Below are 13,635 nucleotides of genomic sequence, written 5' to 3' on the forward strand. Positions count from 1 at the left end.
CGGCGCCGTTCTGCGCCGGCTCGCCGCTACGGCCGAGCGTGACCGCGTTGATCGTCGCGTAGTGGTCGACGGCCTCGCGTACGCGCGCCAGATCCTCCATCAGCGCGTCGCGGTTCCACTCGGGGCCGCTGTCCGCGCGGCGCAGCGATTCGTACGCCTGCTCCGCTTCGTGGACGATGTTAGTCAGATGCTGAAGGCTGTACGTGCGCGCATTGCCCTTGATCGTATGCATGTTGCGGAACAGCGCCGCGACGATCGAATGATCGACGCGCTCGTGCTGGCGAATCATCCTCTCGTTCTCGCTGAGGAAGCCCTTCGCGCTGTGCACGAAGTCGTGGAACTTGTCCTGGCTGATCGACAGAATCTCGCCGATCATCTCGAGGCGGCGCTGCTGTTCGCCGGCCTGCGCGGTCAGCTCGCGGATCTCGGTCACGTCGCGCACGCACAGCATCAGGCGCACCACCGTGTCGGTCTCGTCGGTGATCGCCGACCAGCTCAGGTCGAGCCACTTCTCGCGGCCGTCCGGCATCCGCTTCGCGACTTCGTTGACGAGCAGGTGTTCGTTGAACCCGAAGTTCATGCTATCCTCGCCGAGGCACGCGTGCACGGCCGCGTCGACCTGCGAGCGCGCGTCGGCGCCGATCGCCGAATCGTCGAACACGAGCGCCATCAGGTCGCGGCCGGCGATGTCGTTCGTCTCGAAGATGGTTTCGAGGTACGCCGAATACTCCGCGTGCACGACGCCGCCCTCGACGACGGTCAGGATGCCCTGCTGCATGTTCTGCAGCATCGCCTGGATGTCGGCCGTCTTCTGCTTCAGTTGCGCGGCGTTCTCCTGGATCTTCCCGATCATCCCGTTGAACGCGACGATCGAATGGCCGATCTCGTCCATCCGGCCCACCGGCACGCGGCGCGTGAAATCCTGGCTCGTCGCGATCTCGCTCATCGCCGTCTGCATCCCGATCAGCGGGCGCGTGATCTGGCGATACAGCACGAAGCCGAGCGCGGTCAGCAGCACGATCACCGTGCCGGCGACGCCCGCGATCGCGGTCGCCGTGGTCGCGAGCATCCCGTTCAGCGCGCCGATCGCGTCGTCCTTCTGGCGGTTCTTCTCGACGCGCAGCGTGTCGACGATGCTTTCGAGTTCATCGCGATACTGCGCGACGTTCGCGAACAGGTAGGCCTGCGCCATCTCGGCCTTGCCGTCCGTCTTCATCTTCACGGTGTCGGCGATCGCCGCGAAATAGTTCGCGGCGCTGTCCTTCGCCTGCGCGACGAGCCCGACCTGCGCCTGGCCGACCGCCGATTTCGCCTGCGCGTCGAGTGCGGCGCGCAGCGCGGCCTGCTTCGCCTTCAGCTCGTCGCGCGCCTGGGCGGCGGTGTTCGCGTCGGGCGCGTAGACGAGCGTCATCGTCGCGATCTGGATGTTCTTCACATCGGCGACGAGATCCGCCGACGCGAGCGCGCTCGGCACGATTCCCTGGGTGACCTGACGCACCTCGGATGCGCTCTTGCGCGTCTGGTACACGGCGTAGATGCCGATCGCGGACAGCGCGAAGAACGTCAGGACGACTAGCAGCGTAATGCGATGACGGATGGTCATGAGTACAGCTCCCCGCAGCGATCCGGGTTCGATCGCCCTTTGGTCTATTGAAAGAATGTGAGCGCCGAATTATCGGGGATGGTGTATGACTGTCCGATGACCGAAAATCAATCGGCCATTGAGGAAATCGCAATGATTAATTGCAGGGAGAAAAGGCTAAAGTTCTTATTGGACGGGCCGTTAACTGTTGGCCCGGGTGTCCCGTCCGGCTTGCCCGGTGACCTAGGCAAATCGGATCTGGATATTCATTCTTTTATTTCTCGATCCGACAATTCAATCCGGTCGAATACCGGTAAAACGTTTGCGCATTCGCTTGCTGCCGCAACGTCAAATGCATCCGCTCTCGTCTGAAATCGCGGGTCGCGACGCGAGCGCGTTTTCAAACTCCGGGTCTATTGGTCCGATCAGAGGTGCCAGCCACGCCCACTGCTCCAGCGCCGGCTCGTTCGCGCTCACTGCGCTGCGACGAGGTTCATGGGAACCGCGAGCGCCGAATCCCGCGTCGTTGGGAAGCCGTTCAGCTTTGGCATCGTCGGCTTCAAATCTTTTCGTCGAATTCATCGGATCTCCCGGTGTGTCGGTGGTCGCACCCGATTCTGACAAAAAACTTTCAAGCCGGTCAATTCATTCCTGGCGAGAAAGAATCAATCGCAATCCGGCGATTCACCTCGCCCCGCCGGGCGTTCTAGACTGTCGGATCACTCCCCCAACCGGACCCACGCGATGACCGACGTCCTGCCGCTGACCACCGATCCCGATTCCGGCCTGCAGTACCGTTTACGCCCGGCCGCCGGCCGCCCCGCCGCCCGCCTGTTGCTGCTGCACGGCGTCGGCGGCAACGAAACCAACCTGCTGAACGTGGCCGACGTGATCGATCCGCACATCGAAATCGCGTTCCTGCGCGGCCCGCTGACGTTCGGGCCCAGTCAGCATGCGTGGTTTCCGGTGCGTTTCGGTCCGAACGGCCCTGAAATCGATGCGGCGCGCGCGGACGAGAGCCGCGTGCAACTGATCACGCTGCTGCATGCGCTGCGCGCGCGGGATGGCGCCGCGCCCGCGTTGCCGACCGTGATCGCCGGCTTCAGTCAGGGCGGCATCATGAGCGCGAGCGTCGGCCTCACGTCGCCGGGCGACGTCAGCGCGTTCGCCGTGCTGTGCGGGCGCATCCTGCCGGAAATCGATCCGCTGATCGCGCCGCGCGATGCATTGAGCACGCTGCACGCGCTGGTGATGCATGGCCGCTTCGACGACAAGCTGCCCGTCTCGTGGGCGGACAAGGCCGACGCGAAGCTGACGGCGCTCGGCGTCGCGCACGACACGCGGCTGTATGCGGCCGGCCACGAGCTGACCGCGGAGATGGCCGGCGATTTCGGCCGATGGGTCGGTGAGCGCACCGGGTTGAACCCAACTTGATCCAAACGTACCGGGGGCGCCGGCCCGCGAACGAACCGGCGCCCCCGGGTGCATCACGTCACGCGTTTTGCGCAGGGTCCGCCACGCCACGCACGGATGCAGGCATCGCCGCCGCCCGCTCGCGCTCGGCGCCGCGTTTCGCCAGCTTCCAGCCGATCACCAGCGCGAGCACGACGACGGGAATCGTCGCGATGGTCCACGTGCCGCCCGGATAGTCGAACGCCATCAGCACCAGCACGCCGACCAGGAAAGCGAGCGTGAGCCACGACGTGAATGGTGCGCCCGGCATCCGGAACGACACGGCCTTCATCTCGCCGCGATCGACCGCGCGGCGGAACAGGATCTGGCACATCACGATGAAGCCCCACGTCGTGATGATCCCGAGCGACGCCATGTTCAGCACGATCTCGAACGCCTGGGCCGGCACGATGTAGTTGAGCGGCACGCCGATCGCGTTGATCGCGACCGTGATCAGGATGCCGCCGTACGGCACGCCGCGCGCGTTCATCCGCGACACGAAACGCGGCGCCGAGCCGCCCATCGCGAGCGAGCGCAGCACGCGGCCCGTCGAATAGAGACCGGAATTCAGGCTCGACAGCGCGGCGGTCAGCACCACGACGTTCATCACCGTGCCGACGTACGGCACGCCGAGCTTGCTGAAGAACGTGACGAACGGGCTTTCGTGCGCGCTGTACGCGGTCCACGGCAGCAGCATCGTCAGCAGCACGACCGAGCCGACATAGAACAGCGCGATGCGCCACATCACGCTGTTGATCGCCTTCGGCAGCACCTTGCGCGCGTCAGCCGTCTCGCCCGCGGCAACACCGACGAGCTCGATGCTCGCGTACGCGAACACGACGCCCTGCACGATCAGCACGGCCGGCAGGATGCCGTGCGGGAAGATCCCGCCGTGATCCGCGACGAGATGCAGCCCCGTCATCTGCCCCGCCACCGGATGGCCGCTCGCGAGAAACACCGCGCCGACCGCGAGAAACACCGCAAGCGTGCCGACCTTGACGAGCGAGAACCAGAACTCCATCTCGCCGAACACCTTCACGCCGATCATGTTCATCACCGACACGATCCCGAGCGCGCCGAGCGCGAACACCCATTGCGGCACGTCGGTGAACACGGCCCAGTACTTCATGTAGATCGCGACCGCGGTGATGTCGACGATGCCGGTCGTCGCCCAGTTCAGGTAGTACATCCAGCCCGCGACGAACGACGCGCGTTCGCCCATGAACTCCCGTGCGTACGACACGAAGCTGCCGCTGGTCGGCCGGTGCATCACGAGCTCGCCGAGCGCGCGCATGATCAGGAACGCGAACACGCCGCACACGAGATACACGAGCGCGAGCGCCGGCCCCGCGCTTTGCAGGCGGCCGCCCGCGCCGAGAAAGAGGCCGGTGCCGATCGCACCGCCCATCGCGATCATCTGCACGTGCCGCGGCTTCAATTGCTTCGCATAGCCGGCTTCGTGCGACGCGAACATCGCATCGGGGTCGGCATGCACGGCATCCGCGCCGCCGGCCGGGCCGGCCGGGCGCTCGCTGGGGTGTGTCATCGTGAGTCTCCGTTGTTTGTAGATGTGTCGCGCCCCGCTCCGGGGGCGCTTTCGGTACGGCTGCCGAACCGGCCGGCGTCAGAACGCCCGCGGCCGGATCAGCGCTTCGGGCTGCAGCGCTTCGTCGAGTTGCGCGTCGGTCATCAGTTCGTGCGCCAGCACGACCTCGCGGATCGATTTGCCGGTCGCATGCGCTTCGGCGGCCACGGCGGTCGCGCGCTTGTAGCCGATGTACGGGTTCAGCGCGGTCGCGAGCGCGACCGAGCGCTCCATCGTTTCGCGCAGCCGCTGGGGATTCGCGGTGATGCCGCTCACGCATCGCTGCGCGAGCGTCGTGCAGGCGGCCGTCAGGTGGCTGAAGCTGCGGAACAGCGCGCTCGCGATCACCGGTTCGAACGCGTTGAGCTGAAGCTGGCCGGCCTCGGCCGCGAAGGTGATGGTCAGGTCGTTGCCGAACACCTCGAACGCGACCTGGTTGACGACTTCCGGGATCACCGGATTCACCTTGCCGGGCATGATCGACGAGCCGGCCTGCACGGGCGGCAGGTTGATCTCGCCGAAGCCCGCGCGCGGGCCGCTCGACAGCAGCCGCAGATCGTTGCAGATCTTCGACAGCTTGACGGCGATCCGCTTGAGCACGCCCGACACCTGGACGAACGCGCCGCAATCCTGCGTCGCTTCGATCAGGTTCGGCGCGGTGCTCAGGTCGAGCCCGGTGATGCGGCGCAGCGCGGCCAGCGCCTTCTCCGCGTACTGCGGATGCGCGGTGATGCCCGTGCCGATCGCGGTCGCGCCGAGGTTGATCTCGCGGATCAGCCAGCCGGCCTCCTGCAGCCGCGCGATGTCTTCCGTCAGCATCACCGCGTAGGTCGAGAATTCCTGGCCGAGCGTCATCGGCACCGCGTCCTGCAATTGGGTGCGGCCGAGCTTCAGCAAGCCGGCGAACGCATCGGCGCGCTCCGCGAATGCATCGCGCAGCCGCGCCATCGCCTCGAGCAGGTGCTCGACCGCGAAGCAGGTCGCGATGCGGATCGCGGTGGGATAGACGTCGTTGGTGCTCTGCGCTAGATTGACGTGCTCGTTCGGATGCAGGTATTCGTACTGCCCGCGCGCGTGCCCCATGATTTCGAGCGCGCGGTTGCAGATCACCTCGTTCGCGTTCATGTTGGTCGACGTGCCGGCGCCGCCCTGGATCACGTCGACGACGAACTGGTCGTGCAGCCGCCCTTCGCGGATCTCGACGCACGCGGCGGCGATCGCATCGCGGTACGGCCGCGGCAGCAGCCCCAGTTCGCAATTGGCGTCGGCCGCCGCTTCCTTCACGGACGCGAGCGCCATCACGAGGTACGGCAGCGACGCAATGGTGCGGCCGGAAATGTCGAAATTCTCTTTCGCGCGCAGCGTGTGGACGCCGTAATAGGCGGCATCCGGAATACTTCGTTTGCCTAAAAGATCCGCTTCGACGCGGAAGCCGTTTTCGGTCATCGTGCCCCTCCTGGATGTCTCGTGCCGCTCGTCGTTCGCCGCTTCCCGACGCGACGGGTTCGCATTCTATGCCTTTGCAAAAACAAGCTCGCTTCTGTATTATCGAAAGCGGTTTTGCGTGGGACGCAACAGCGAGAATCGAATGAAAAAAGGCGCGAGAGAAACCGGCATCGATCATCTGGGCGCGATGCGCGCGTTCGTGCGGGTGGTCGAAACAGGGAGTTTTTCGGCGGTCGCGAAGGAGATGCACGTATCGACGTCGACCGTCGCGCGCAAGGTCACGGCGATCGAGGAGGCGCTCGGCGTCGCGCTGCTGCACCGCTCCACGCACAGCGTGACGCTCACCGAAGCCGGCCATATCTACCTGGAGCGCGCGGTCACGCTGATCGCCGATCTCGACGACACGCTGCGCGTCGTCGCCGAGCTGAACGCGCAGCCGAGCGGCCCGCTGAAGCTCACCGCGCCGGTCGCGTTCGGCCGCCGTCATCTCGCGCCGCTGATCGCACCGTTTCTCGCTCGCTATCCGACGATCCAGCTCGACGTGCGGCTCACCGACAACCACAACGACCTCGTGGCGGGCGGCTTCGACCTCGACATCCACGAAGGCGAGAACTATCTGGACAATCTGGTCGTCCACCGGCTGTCGCGCAACGACAGCATCCTGTGCGCGACGCCCGGCTACCTCGATCGCTGCGGGCGCCCCGCAACGCCGGACGACCTGACGCACCACAACTGCCTGCGCTACGTGCACCCGGAAGGCGATCCGCGCTGGGCGCTCGTGAGCGGCGACACGCAGCACAGCGTGCTGCCGGCCGGCAACCTCGTCACCGACCACTCGGAGCTGCTGCTGGAAGCGACCTGCGCGGGGCTCGGCATCGCGGAATTCGAGATCTGGCTGGTACGCGACCTGCTCGCGAGCGGCCAGCTCGAAGCCGTGCTGCCGCGTTACCGGCTGCAAAACCGGCTGACCGGCGAATACATCTACATCGCGTATCTGGCGAACCGGCGCAGCTCGGCGAAGCTGCGCGTGCTCAAGGATTTTCTGGCGGAACACCTCGCGCAGATCGGCGAGCTGTCGGAGCGGGAGCTGGCGAAGATTCGCGACGCACGCGCGTAGCGCGCCGATGCGCGGCCCGGATCGCGGGCCGGCGGCATCGACGCGGCGACGGCGTTAGGGCCTGTTCACGCTAATAACGGGCTTGCGAACGTGCCTTTCCGCCCGCAGGGCAAGGAGAAAGGAGGCGCAATAGCCATAGCTATTGCAACGACGAACGACGCCGCCATGCGGGCGGAAAGGCACGTTCCCCTGTTTGGAAAAATTCATTCGCGGGGCTGGCCCGTTATTAGCGTGAACAGGCCCTAAGCCGCCTGCAAGTCGAACGGGAACGTCGCGTGCCCGAACTCGACGCCCTGCGTGTTGAGCATCCGCGGCCGGTGGAACGCGGCCAGTTGCGCGCGCTGCTCGGCCGTGCCGATCCGCAGCCGCTCGAGGATTTCGCTGACGACCATGTAGAGCACGTCGAGATTGCCGTCCTCGATCTTCACCGAGATGCCGAGCGCGCCATCCGCGCCGAGTTGCCGCGTGCGTTCCGACGCGCGCACGCCGATCCCGTAGCACGCATCGGCGCCGAGCTTGCCGACCACCTGCCCGCCGAACGCGTTCATCAGCACCGTGCAATAGCGTCCGTCGCCCGCGACCAGTTCCGGATAGGCGGTCATCGCACGATGAATGCGCGCCAGTGCGCGCACCCGCTCGGTCACCGCGCCGCCCGCCTCCACCGCGTCCGCGCCGTCGGCCAGCGACGCGTACAGGCGCGCCAGCCGATCCAGCGAGAACGCCGGCGTCGGCAGGTTGCAGCCGTCGATGCCCCAGTCGACTTCATCGTCGCGCAGGCCGCACGCGTCGGCCACCACCTGCTTCACGCGCATCTGCATCGGATGGTCGGGCAGATGATAATCGGCGATCGCCGCGCCGATCGCCTGCGCGCCGGCCAGCATCCCGACATGCTTGCCCGAACAGTTGCTGCATACGCCGGTGGGCGTGTAATCGCGCTTGATCCACGACCGGTACACCGCATCGGACAACGGCGGATGGCCGCCGCAGCGCAGATCCGATTCGTGCGCGGCCACCTTCGCGAGCATCGCGCGCGTGCGTTCGATGTGACGATCCTCGCTGCTGTGCGACGCGCACATCAGCGCGATGTCCGCGTCGTCGAAGCCGAAGCGTTCCGGCGCGCCCGTCTCGATCACCGACAGCGCCTGCGCCGGCTTGGCCGCCGACCGCGCGAGCGTCATCCGGTACGGATCGCCGAACCGGGCCAGCAGCCGGCCGCGTGCATCGACGACCGCCACATGGGCGACGTGCGTGTTCTCGATCGCATTGCCGCGGTACGTGACGACCGCTGCGCGTGGGGTCTCCATCCTCTTCTGTCTCCTTGCTCGCGGGCCTGATGCCGGGGCCCGTCCAACCGGTACGGCAGTGTAGCGAGTCGTCGCCGCCGCGCGTCGGCCCTGTCGTGGAAAGCGGTGTTGCGCACGACGCAAAGGCGGTCGCCTTCCACGAAAGCCCGATGGCGCGCTACGCGTCCAGCGCGAGCAACGCGAACGTCGCGAGCCAGTGCTCGCCCATGTAATCGCCGGCCACGTGCGCGAGCGCGCTCGCGAGATGCCGATCGGCCGCATCGAGCAGCTTCGCGCGCCGCGCATCGCCTTCCGGCAGCGCGCCGGCCAGCGAACGCTGGCACCACGCGCGGCTCAGGTTCAGCCCGTCGAGGTGCGCGATCTTGCCGTCGCTGCGGTCGCTGACCGTCGCCGGCTCGAACAGCGTCGCCGGCTCGCCTTGCGCGAGATCGGGCAGGAAGCGCACGAACCAGCCGTCGAATTCGGCGGCCGGCAGCACCCTCCGCATCAGTTCGGCTTCCATCAGCGCGGGCGACAGGAATTCGTCGCCCGACGGCTCCCACGCCTGGCATGCGACGTCGTTCAGGTGCCAGCGCTTCGCGGTATCGACGATCAGCGCCGCGAGCCCGTCGCGCTGCGTGTCGCGGGCGAAATCGAGCGCGAGCGCCAGCGCGAACGCGGTGTTGAAATGCGTGCCGACGCGCAGCGGATAGGTCGCCTTCGGCAGGAACGTCTCGAAGCGCGACACGAACAGGTCGGCCAGCGGCGCCAGCGTCTTCGCCCAGCGCGCGGCCTGCGGCAGCGCGCCCTTCAGCGCGAGCCGCTCGAGCTGCGCGGCGAGCGCGAGCAGCCACGCCCAGCCGTACGGCCGCTCGAAGCCGGCGTTGTGCGGCAGCGCGAGATACGCACGCTCGCCGGCGACGTTCGCGTCGGTGAAATGCGCATCGACGGTCGCGACGATGCGCTCGGCTTCCGGCAGTGCCGGGTAGCGTTCGAGCACGCGCAGCACGAGCCAGTAGCCGTGCACGCACGAATGCCAGTCGTAGCTGCCGTAGAAGATCGGGTGCAATGCGCGCGGGCCCTGCACGTCGTGCGGCCCTTCGAGCGCATGCGTGAGCTTGTTCGGATATTCGCGGGTCAGGTGCGCGAGCGCGAGCGACGCGAATTTCGACGCGAGTTCGGGGGTGAGTCGGTCGGTCATGAGGATCTCGTCCATCGAATCAGAAGCGGAATACGAACGCGTACATCAGCAGCGTGTTCACGGCCAGCAGCAGCACGGCGGTCGGCCACTGCGCCTTGATCACGCCGTTCTTGTCCTTCAGTTCGAGCAGCGCCGCGGGCACGATGTTGAAGTTCGCGGCCATCGGCGTCATCAGCGTACCGCAGAAGCCGCTCAGCATCCCGATCGCGCCCATGATCGCCGGATTGCCGTGGAACTGGTGGACGATCAGCGGCAGGCCGATGCCGGCCGTCATCACCGGGAACGCGGCGAAGCCGTTGCCCATGATCATCGTGAACAGCGCCATGCCGACCGTATAGGCCGCGACCACCGCGAACGGCGAATCGATCGGCACCCAGTCCTTCACGAGCCCCGACACCACGCCGCCGACGCCCGCCACCGCGAACAATGCGCCGAGCGCCGCGAGCATCTGCGGCAGGATCGCGGCCCAGCCGACCGCATCCATCGTGTGGCGCGCCTCCTTCAGCGCATGCACGGGCGAATCGCGCAGCATCGCGAGCGCGACGACGAACGCGACGATCGTGCCGAGCACGAGCGAGATCAGCGTCACGCTCTTCGGCTCGACGAACGGCACGAGCTTCAGCGCGAACGTGCCGATCAGCGTGACGAGCGGAATCAGCAGCGCCGGCAGGAACAGCCGGTTGCCGAAGCGCTGCGCGAGCGTCTCGCGCCGCCCGGCCGCCGCTTCGCCGGCCTCGTCGGACCGGCCGCGGCCGAGCTTGCCGGAGCCGGCGATCACCGCGAGCGCGATCGCGAGGCACCCCGTCACGAAATGCGGCAGCAGCGCGCCGAACAGGAACGTGACCGCGTAGATGGCCCAGAACGCGAAATTGACGACGCGCCGCGGGTTCGTGCGATCCGTCAGGTTGAAGTACGCGAACGCGGCGAACATCAGCCCCGCGAGCGTGTACAGCGATTCGAGGCCGATCATCGCGCGCCCTCCTGCCTGACCAGGCCGAAGCCGCGCGCGAGCCGGCGGTCGAGCAGCGCGAGGCGCGTGCAGTGGATCAGCAGCGCGGCGATCGCGGTCGGGATCGCCCACACCGACAGGTGCAGCGGCTCGATGGCGATGCCGTTCTGTTCGAGAAAGCCCTTGATCAGCAGGATCGACTGGATCGCGATGAAGATGTCCTCGCCGAAGAACACGGCGACGTTGTCGGCGCCCGACGCATGCGCGCGGATCTGCTGGCGCACCGCCTCGGGCAGCTCGCCGTGCCGGCCGACCGCGGCGGCCTCGGCCATCGGTGCGATCAGCGGCCGCACCATCTGCGCGTGGCCGCCGAGCGACGTGAGGCCGAGCGCGGCGGTCGCCTGGCGCAGCACGAAGTACAGCATCAGCACGCGGCCCGTGGTGGCCGCCTGCACCCGCGAGATCATCCGCTTCGCCTGCTCCTTGAGCCCGTTGCGCTCGAGCAGCGCGATCACCGGCAGCGTGAGCCAGATCAGCCCCATGTAGCGGTTCTCGGTGAACGCCTTGCCGAACGCACTGACGATGTCGACGAGATTCAGCCCGCCCGCCAGCCCCGTCGCGAGCCCCGCGATCGTGACCACCAGCAGCGCATTGAAGCGCAGCGCGAAGCCGATCACGACGATCGGCACCCCAATCAGCACCAGCATTTCCCCTCCTTGTGTCTGGACGCGCGGCACGTCGGCCACGCGCGGCCGGCCCGGTTTGCATCGGGCTCGGACGGCGAAATCTAACACGAGACTTTATCGATAAAAAGTCGACAATTTGCCGGTTCGGGTAAACGTTGAAGCCGATGGACACCGTGCCCGCGCCATGTGTCGGCCGCGTTTCATCGGATGAATCGGGCCGCCCGGCGCGCGTGGCGCAGCCCCGGGGCGCCGACTACACTGAAGAGCATCGGCAACGTACGGGAGAGCCGCCATGATTGACGTATTCCAGACCATCGGCAGCCGCGCGTTCTCCGCTCATCTGGCGAAGGACGGGATGGTGACGCTGATGGAGCAACGCCATGAAGTCGACCGCGTGACGCTCGCGACCGCCTATGCCGCGCTCGTCGAGGAAGCCGAGCAGGAAGCCGACCTGCGCGACGCGACGGTCGAAGGGATGATGCGCGCGCTGATCCAGGGCTACGCGCGCAGCCATTGACGGCGTGGCGGCACGGCCGCCGCGCGGCCCGATGCGCGCTACGGCCCGCTACGCGGCCGGCATGCCCGCACCCATGCCGAACCACCGGCCCTCGCGCAGTTGCCGGTAATCGGCCTGCGTGAAGATGCTCAGCAAGTTCGCCACCGCGCCGTTGCTGGCACGATCGCGTTCCGTCATGAAGGCTTCGACTTCGTCGCGGCCGGCGAACAGGATCGTGCCGAAATAACGCTCGCGCTCCGCGTCGGAGAGGTTCGTCGCGCTCAGCTGGTACGGATGGTGAAGCGCCGCGAACAGGAAGTAGTAGCGCTCGGCATCGTCGCGCAGCACGCGCACCGCATCGGGTTCGACCGGAAAATCGCGGTCGAACGACGCGTGCCCGCTCTCGATGTGGATCCGGTACAGCAAACGGCCGTCCTGCTCGATCACGATCGGCGCGTACGGGTCGCGGCTGACGAGGACGGTATCGGGCGCGCTCATCCGGTTCTCTCCTTGCTTTTTTGTCGATGCCGGCACGGTAACATGCGGACTTTTGCGGCCTGCCGGACAGGATCGACCGCCCCGCTTGCCGGCAATGCGGGATCGCCATAGAGGAAACGTACTGAAACCGCACAATGCGCATATTTTTCGATTGCCGCCGCCCGCGCCGCATGACAGCATTCGGGCGTCGCCAACCGAAAAGAATGCCGTGCCGTCCGGCCGCCGATGCCGCCCGGCCGCGCCGAACAGGCTACGCCCTTCCATGAACCCGGCCCACCTCCAACACTACGAACCGACCGGAGAATTCCGCTTGTGAACATCGGCATCGTCAACGACCTCCCGCTTGCCGTCGAGGCGATGCGCCGCGCGATCGCGCGACGGCCCGAGCACCGCGTGCTGTGGGTCGCGACCGACGGCCCGCAGGCCGTCGAACTGTGCGCCGCGCAGCCGCCCGACATCGTGCTGATGGATCTGATCATGCCGAAATTCGACGGGATCGAGGCGACGCGTCGGATCATGCGCTCCGAACGACCGTGCGCGATCCTGATCGTGACGAGCTGCATCGGCGCGAACGCGTGGCGCGTGTTCGAGGCGATGGGCGCCGGCGCGCTCGACGCGGTCGACACGCCGCGGCTCGGCGACGGCGCGGCCGGCGACACGACGAAACTGCTGCTCGCGAAGATCGACCAGATCGGCCGCCTGCTCGACGCACCGGGCAGCTCGCGCCTCGCCGGTGCGGCCGCGCGCGGCGGCGCCGGCCCGCTGATCGCGATCGGCGCATCGGCCGGCGGCCCCGGCGCGCTCGCGTCGATCCTCGGCAACCTGCCGGCCGATTTCAATGCGCCGATCGTGATCGTGCAGCACGTCGATCGCGCGTTCGCCGAAGGCATGGCGCAATGGCTCGACGGCCAGACCCGGCTCGCCGTGCGCGTCGCGCGCGAAGGCGACCGCCCACAGCCGGGCGTCGCGCTGCTCGCCGCGACCGACGATCACCTGCGCATCACGCGCGCCGGCACGCTCGAATACACGCGGGAGCCGGCCGCCACGCCGTATCGCCCGTCGGTCGACGTATTCTTCAACAGCCTGACCGAGCACTGGCCGGGCCGCGTGATCGGCGTGCTGCTCACGGGGATGGGCCGCGACGGCGCGATCGGCCTGAAGGCGCTGCGGATGAAGGGCTACCATACGATCGCGCAGGACGAGGCGACCAGCGCCGTGTACGGGATGCCGAAGGCGGCCGCGACGCTCGGCGCGGCGCGGGCGATCCTGCCGCTCGGGCGCATCGCGGGCGAACTGGCGGCGCTGGCGCGAATCTGAACCCCGACGATGACCACGCGCAA

The 13,635-nt window shown here is 67.3% G+C and carries 13 protein-coding genes; 4 read left to right on the plus strand and 9 right to left on the minus strand.

Features of this window, described 5'->3' with window-relative positions:
• Together AP428_RS21850 and AP428_RS35635 are read right to left on the minus strand one after the other, a co-directional pair.
• Positions 1 to 1,603: MCP four helix bundle domain-containing protein (locus AP428_RS21850; protein WP_054928389.1), on the minus strand; the 1,603-nt coding region annotated here is incomplete at its 3' end.
• A gap of 327 nt (positions 1,604 to 1,930) precedes the next feature.
• Positions 1,931 to 2,164, minus strand: a complete 234-nt coding sequence (locus tag AP428_RS35635; protein WP_226138881.1) for a virulence-associated protein — start codon at positions 2,162 to 2,164, stop codon at positions 1,931 to 1,933.
• A 162-nt stretch (positions 2,165 to 2,326) separates the two neighbouring features.
• On the opposite strand from AP428_RS35635, the gene AP428_RS21855 reads away from it, so the two are divergent.
• Positions 2,327 to 3,016, plus strand: a complete 690-nt coding sequence (locus AP428_RS21855) for an alpha/beta hydrolase (RefSeq protein ID WP_011547997.1) — start codon at positions 2,327 to 2,329, stop codon at positions 3,014 to 3,016.
• Positions 3,017 to 3,074: 58 nt separating this feature from the next.
• Here the strand turns inward: AP428_RS21855 and AP428_RS21860 are convergent, their stop codons facing one another.
• Both AP428_RS21860 and AP428_RS21865 read right to left on the minus strand, forming a co-directional pair.
• Complete coding sequence (locus AP428_RS21860; RefSeq protein ID WP_011547998.1) at positions 3,075 to 4,580, minus strand: amino acid permease; 1,506 nt, start codon at positions 4,578 to 4,580, stop codon at positions 3,075 to 3,077.
• 78 nt (positions 4,581 to 4,658) lie between these two features.
• Positions 4,659 to 6,065, minus strand: coding sequence for an aspartate ammonia-lyase (locus AP428_RS21865; protein ID WP_011547999.1), 1,407 nt, complete (start codon positions 6,063 to 6,065; stop codon positions 4,659 to 4,661).
• Between the two features lie 142 nt (positions 6,066 to 6,207).
• Between AP428_RS21865 and AP428_RS21870 the strand changes: the two genes are divergently transcribed.
• Positions 6,208 to 7,182: a LysR family transcriptional regulator gene (locus tag AP428_RS21870; protein ID WP_011548000.1), complete on the plus strand. Its 975-nt coding sequence runs from the start codon at positions 6,208 to 6,210 to the stop codon at positions 7,180 to 7,182.
• Positions 7,183 to 7,424: 242 nt separating this feature from the next.
• Here AP428_RS21870 and AP428_RS21875 read toward each other — a convergent pair whose 3' ends face one another.
• The 4 genes from AP428_RS21875 to AP428_RS21890 all read right to left on the minus strand — a co-directional run bounded on the left by AP428_RS21875 (position 7,425) and on the right by AP428_RS21890 (position 11,322).
• Positions 7,425 to 8,486, minus strand: a complete 1,062-nt coding sequence (locus tag AP428_RS21875; protein ID WP_011548001.1) for an asparaginase — start codon at positions 8,484 to 8,486, stop codon at positions 7,425 to 7,427.
• A 157-nt stretch (positions 8,487 to 8,643) separates the two neighbouring features.
• A complete protein-coding gene (locus tag AP428_RS21880; RefSeq protein WP_041489488.1) occupies positions 8,644 to 9,666 on the minus strand; it encodes a DUF2891 domain-containing protein in 1,023 nt (340 codons plus the stop codon).
• Between the two features lie 19 nt (positions 9,667 to 9,685).
• Positions 9,686 to 10,636 carry a DUF979 domain-containing protein gene (locus AP428_RS21885; RefSeq protein ID WP_011548003.1) on the minus strand — a complete coding sequence of 317 codons (951 nt, stop codon included), beginning with the start codon at positions 10,634 to 10,636 and terminating at the stop codon, positions 9,686 to 9,688.
• Positions 10,633 to 11,322 carry a DUF969 domain-containing protein gene (locus tag AP428_RS21890; RefSeq protein WP_011548004.1) on the minus strand — a complete coding sequence of 230 codons (690 nt, stop codon included), beginning with the start codon at positions 11,320 to 11,322 and terminating at the stop codon, positions 10,633 to 10,635. The genes AP428_RS21885 and AP428_RS21890 overlap by 4 nt, the downstream gene beginning before the upstream one ends.
• Before the next feature lie 271 nt (positions 11,323 to 11,593).
• Here AP428_RS21890 and AP428_RS21895 point away from each other — a divergent pair, with 271 nt between their 5' ends.
• Positions 11,594 to 11,818 (plus strand): hypothetical protein, encoded by a 225-nt coding sequence (locus AP428_RS21895; protein ID WP_011548005.1) that lies wholly within the window; start codon positions 11,594 to 11,596, stop codon positions 11,816 to 11,818.
• A gap of 48 nt (positions 11,819 to 11,866) precedes the next feature.
• Here the strand turns inward: AP428_RS21895 and AP428_RS21900 are convergent, their stop codons facing one another.
• On the minus strand, positions 11,867 to 12,295 hold the full coding sequence (locus AP428_RS21900) for a hypothetical protein (RefSeq protein ID WP_011694699.1): 429 nt from the start codon (positions 12,293 to 12,295) through the stop codon (positions 11,867 to 11,869).
• Between the two features lie 312 nt (positions 12,296 to 12,607).
• Here AP428_RS21900 and AP428_RS21905 point away from each other — a divergent pair, with 312 nt between their 5' ends.
• Positions 12,608 to 13,612, plus strand: coding sequence for a chemotaxis response regulator protein-glutamate methylesterase (locus AP428_RS21905; protein WP_011694698.1), 1,005 nt, complete (start codon positions 12,608 to 12,610; stop codon positions 13,610 to 13,612).
• Positions 13,613 to 13,635 lie beyond the last annotated feature (23 nt).

The organism is Burkholderia sp. E168m22, from assembly GCF_001319805.1.
GTDB classification, from domain to species: domain Bacteria; phylum Pseudomonadota; class Gammaproteobacteria; order Burkholderiales; family Burkholderiaceae; genus Burkholderia; species Burkholderia orbicola.

What these genes read in the sequence shown, in the direction of transcription:
- AP428_RS35635 (WP_226138881.1), bottom strand. Translation starts at nt 2,164, where the DNA reads ATGAATTCGACGAAAAGATTTGAAGCCGACGATGCCAAAGCTGAACGG.
- AP428_RS21855 (WP_011547997.1), top strand. Translation starts at nt 2,327, where the DNA reads ATGACCGACGTCCTGCCGCTGACCACCGATCCCGATTCCGGCCTGCAG.
- AP428_RS21860 (WP_011547998.1), bottom strand. Translation starts at nt 4,580, where the DNA reads ATGACACACCCCAGCGAGCGCCCGGCCGGCCCGGCCGGCGGCGCGGAT.
- AP428_RS21865 (WP_011547999.1), bottom strand. Translation starts at nt 6,065, where the DNA reads ATGACCGAAAACGGCTTCCGCGTCGAAGCGGATCTTTTAGGCAAACGA.
- AP428_RS21870 (WP_011548000.1), top strand. Translation starts at nt 6,208, where the DNA reads ATGAAAAAAGGCGCGAGAGAAACCGGCATCGATCATCTGGGCGCGATG.
- AP428_RS21875 (WP_011548001.1), bottom strand. Translation starts at nt 8,486, where the DNA reads ATGGAGACCCCACGCGCAGCGGTCGTCACGTACCGCGGCAATGCGATC.
- AP428_RS21880 (WP_041489488.1), bottom strand. Translation starts at nt 9,666, where the DNA reads ATGACCGACCGACTCACCCCCGAACTCGCGTCGAAATTCGCGTCGCTC.
- AP428_RS21885 (WP_011548003.1), bottom strand. Translation starts at nt 10,636, where the DNA reads ATGATCGGCCTCGAATCGCTGTACACGCTCGCGGGGCTGATGTTCGCC.
- AP428_RS21890 (WP_011548004.1), bottom strand. Translation starts at nt 11,322, where the DNA reads ATGCTGGTGCTGATTGGGGTGCCGATCGTCGTGATCGGCTTCGCGCTG.
- AP428_RS21895 (WP_011548005.1), top strand. Translation starts at nt 11,594, where the DNA reads ATGATTGACGTATTCCAGACCATCGGCAGCCGCGCGTTCTCCGCTCAT.
- AP428_RS21900 (WP_011694699.1), bottom strand. Translation starts at nt 12,295, where the DNA reads ATGAGCGCGCCCGATACCGTCCTCGTCAGCCGCGACCCGTACGCGCCG.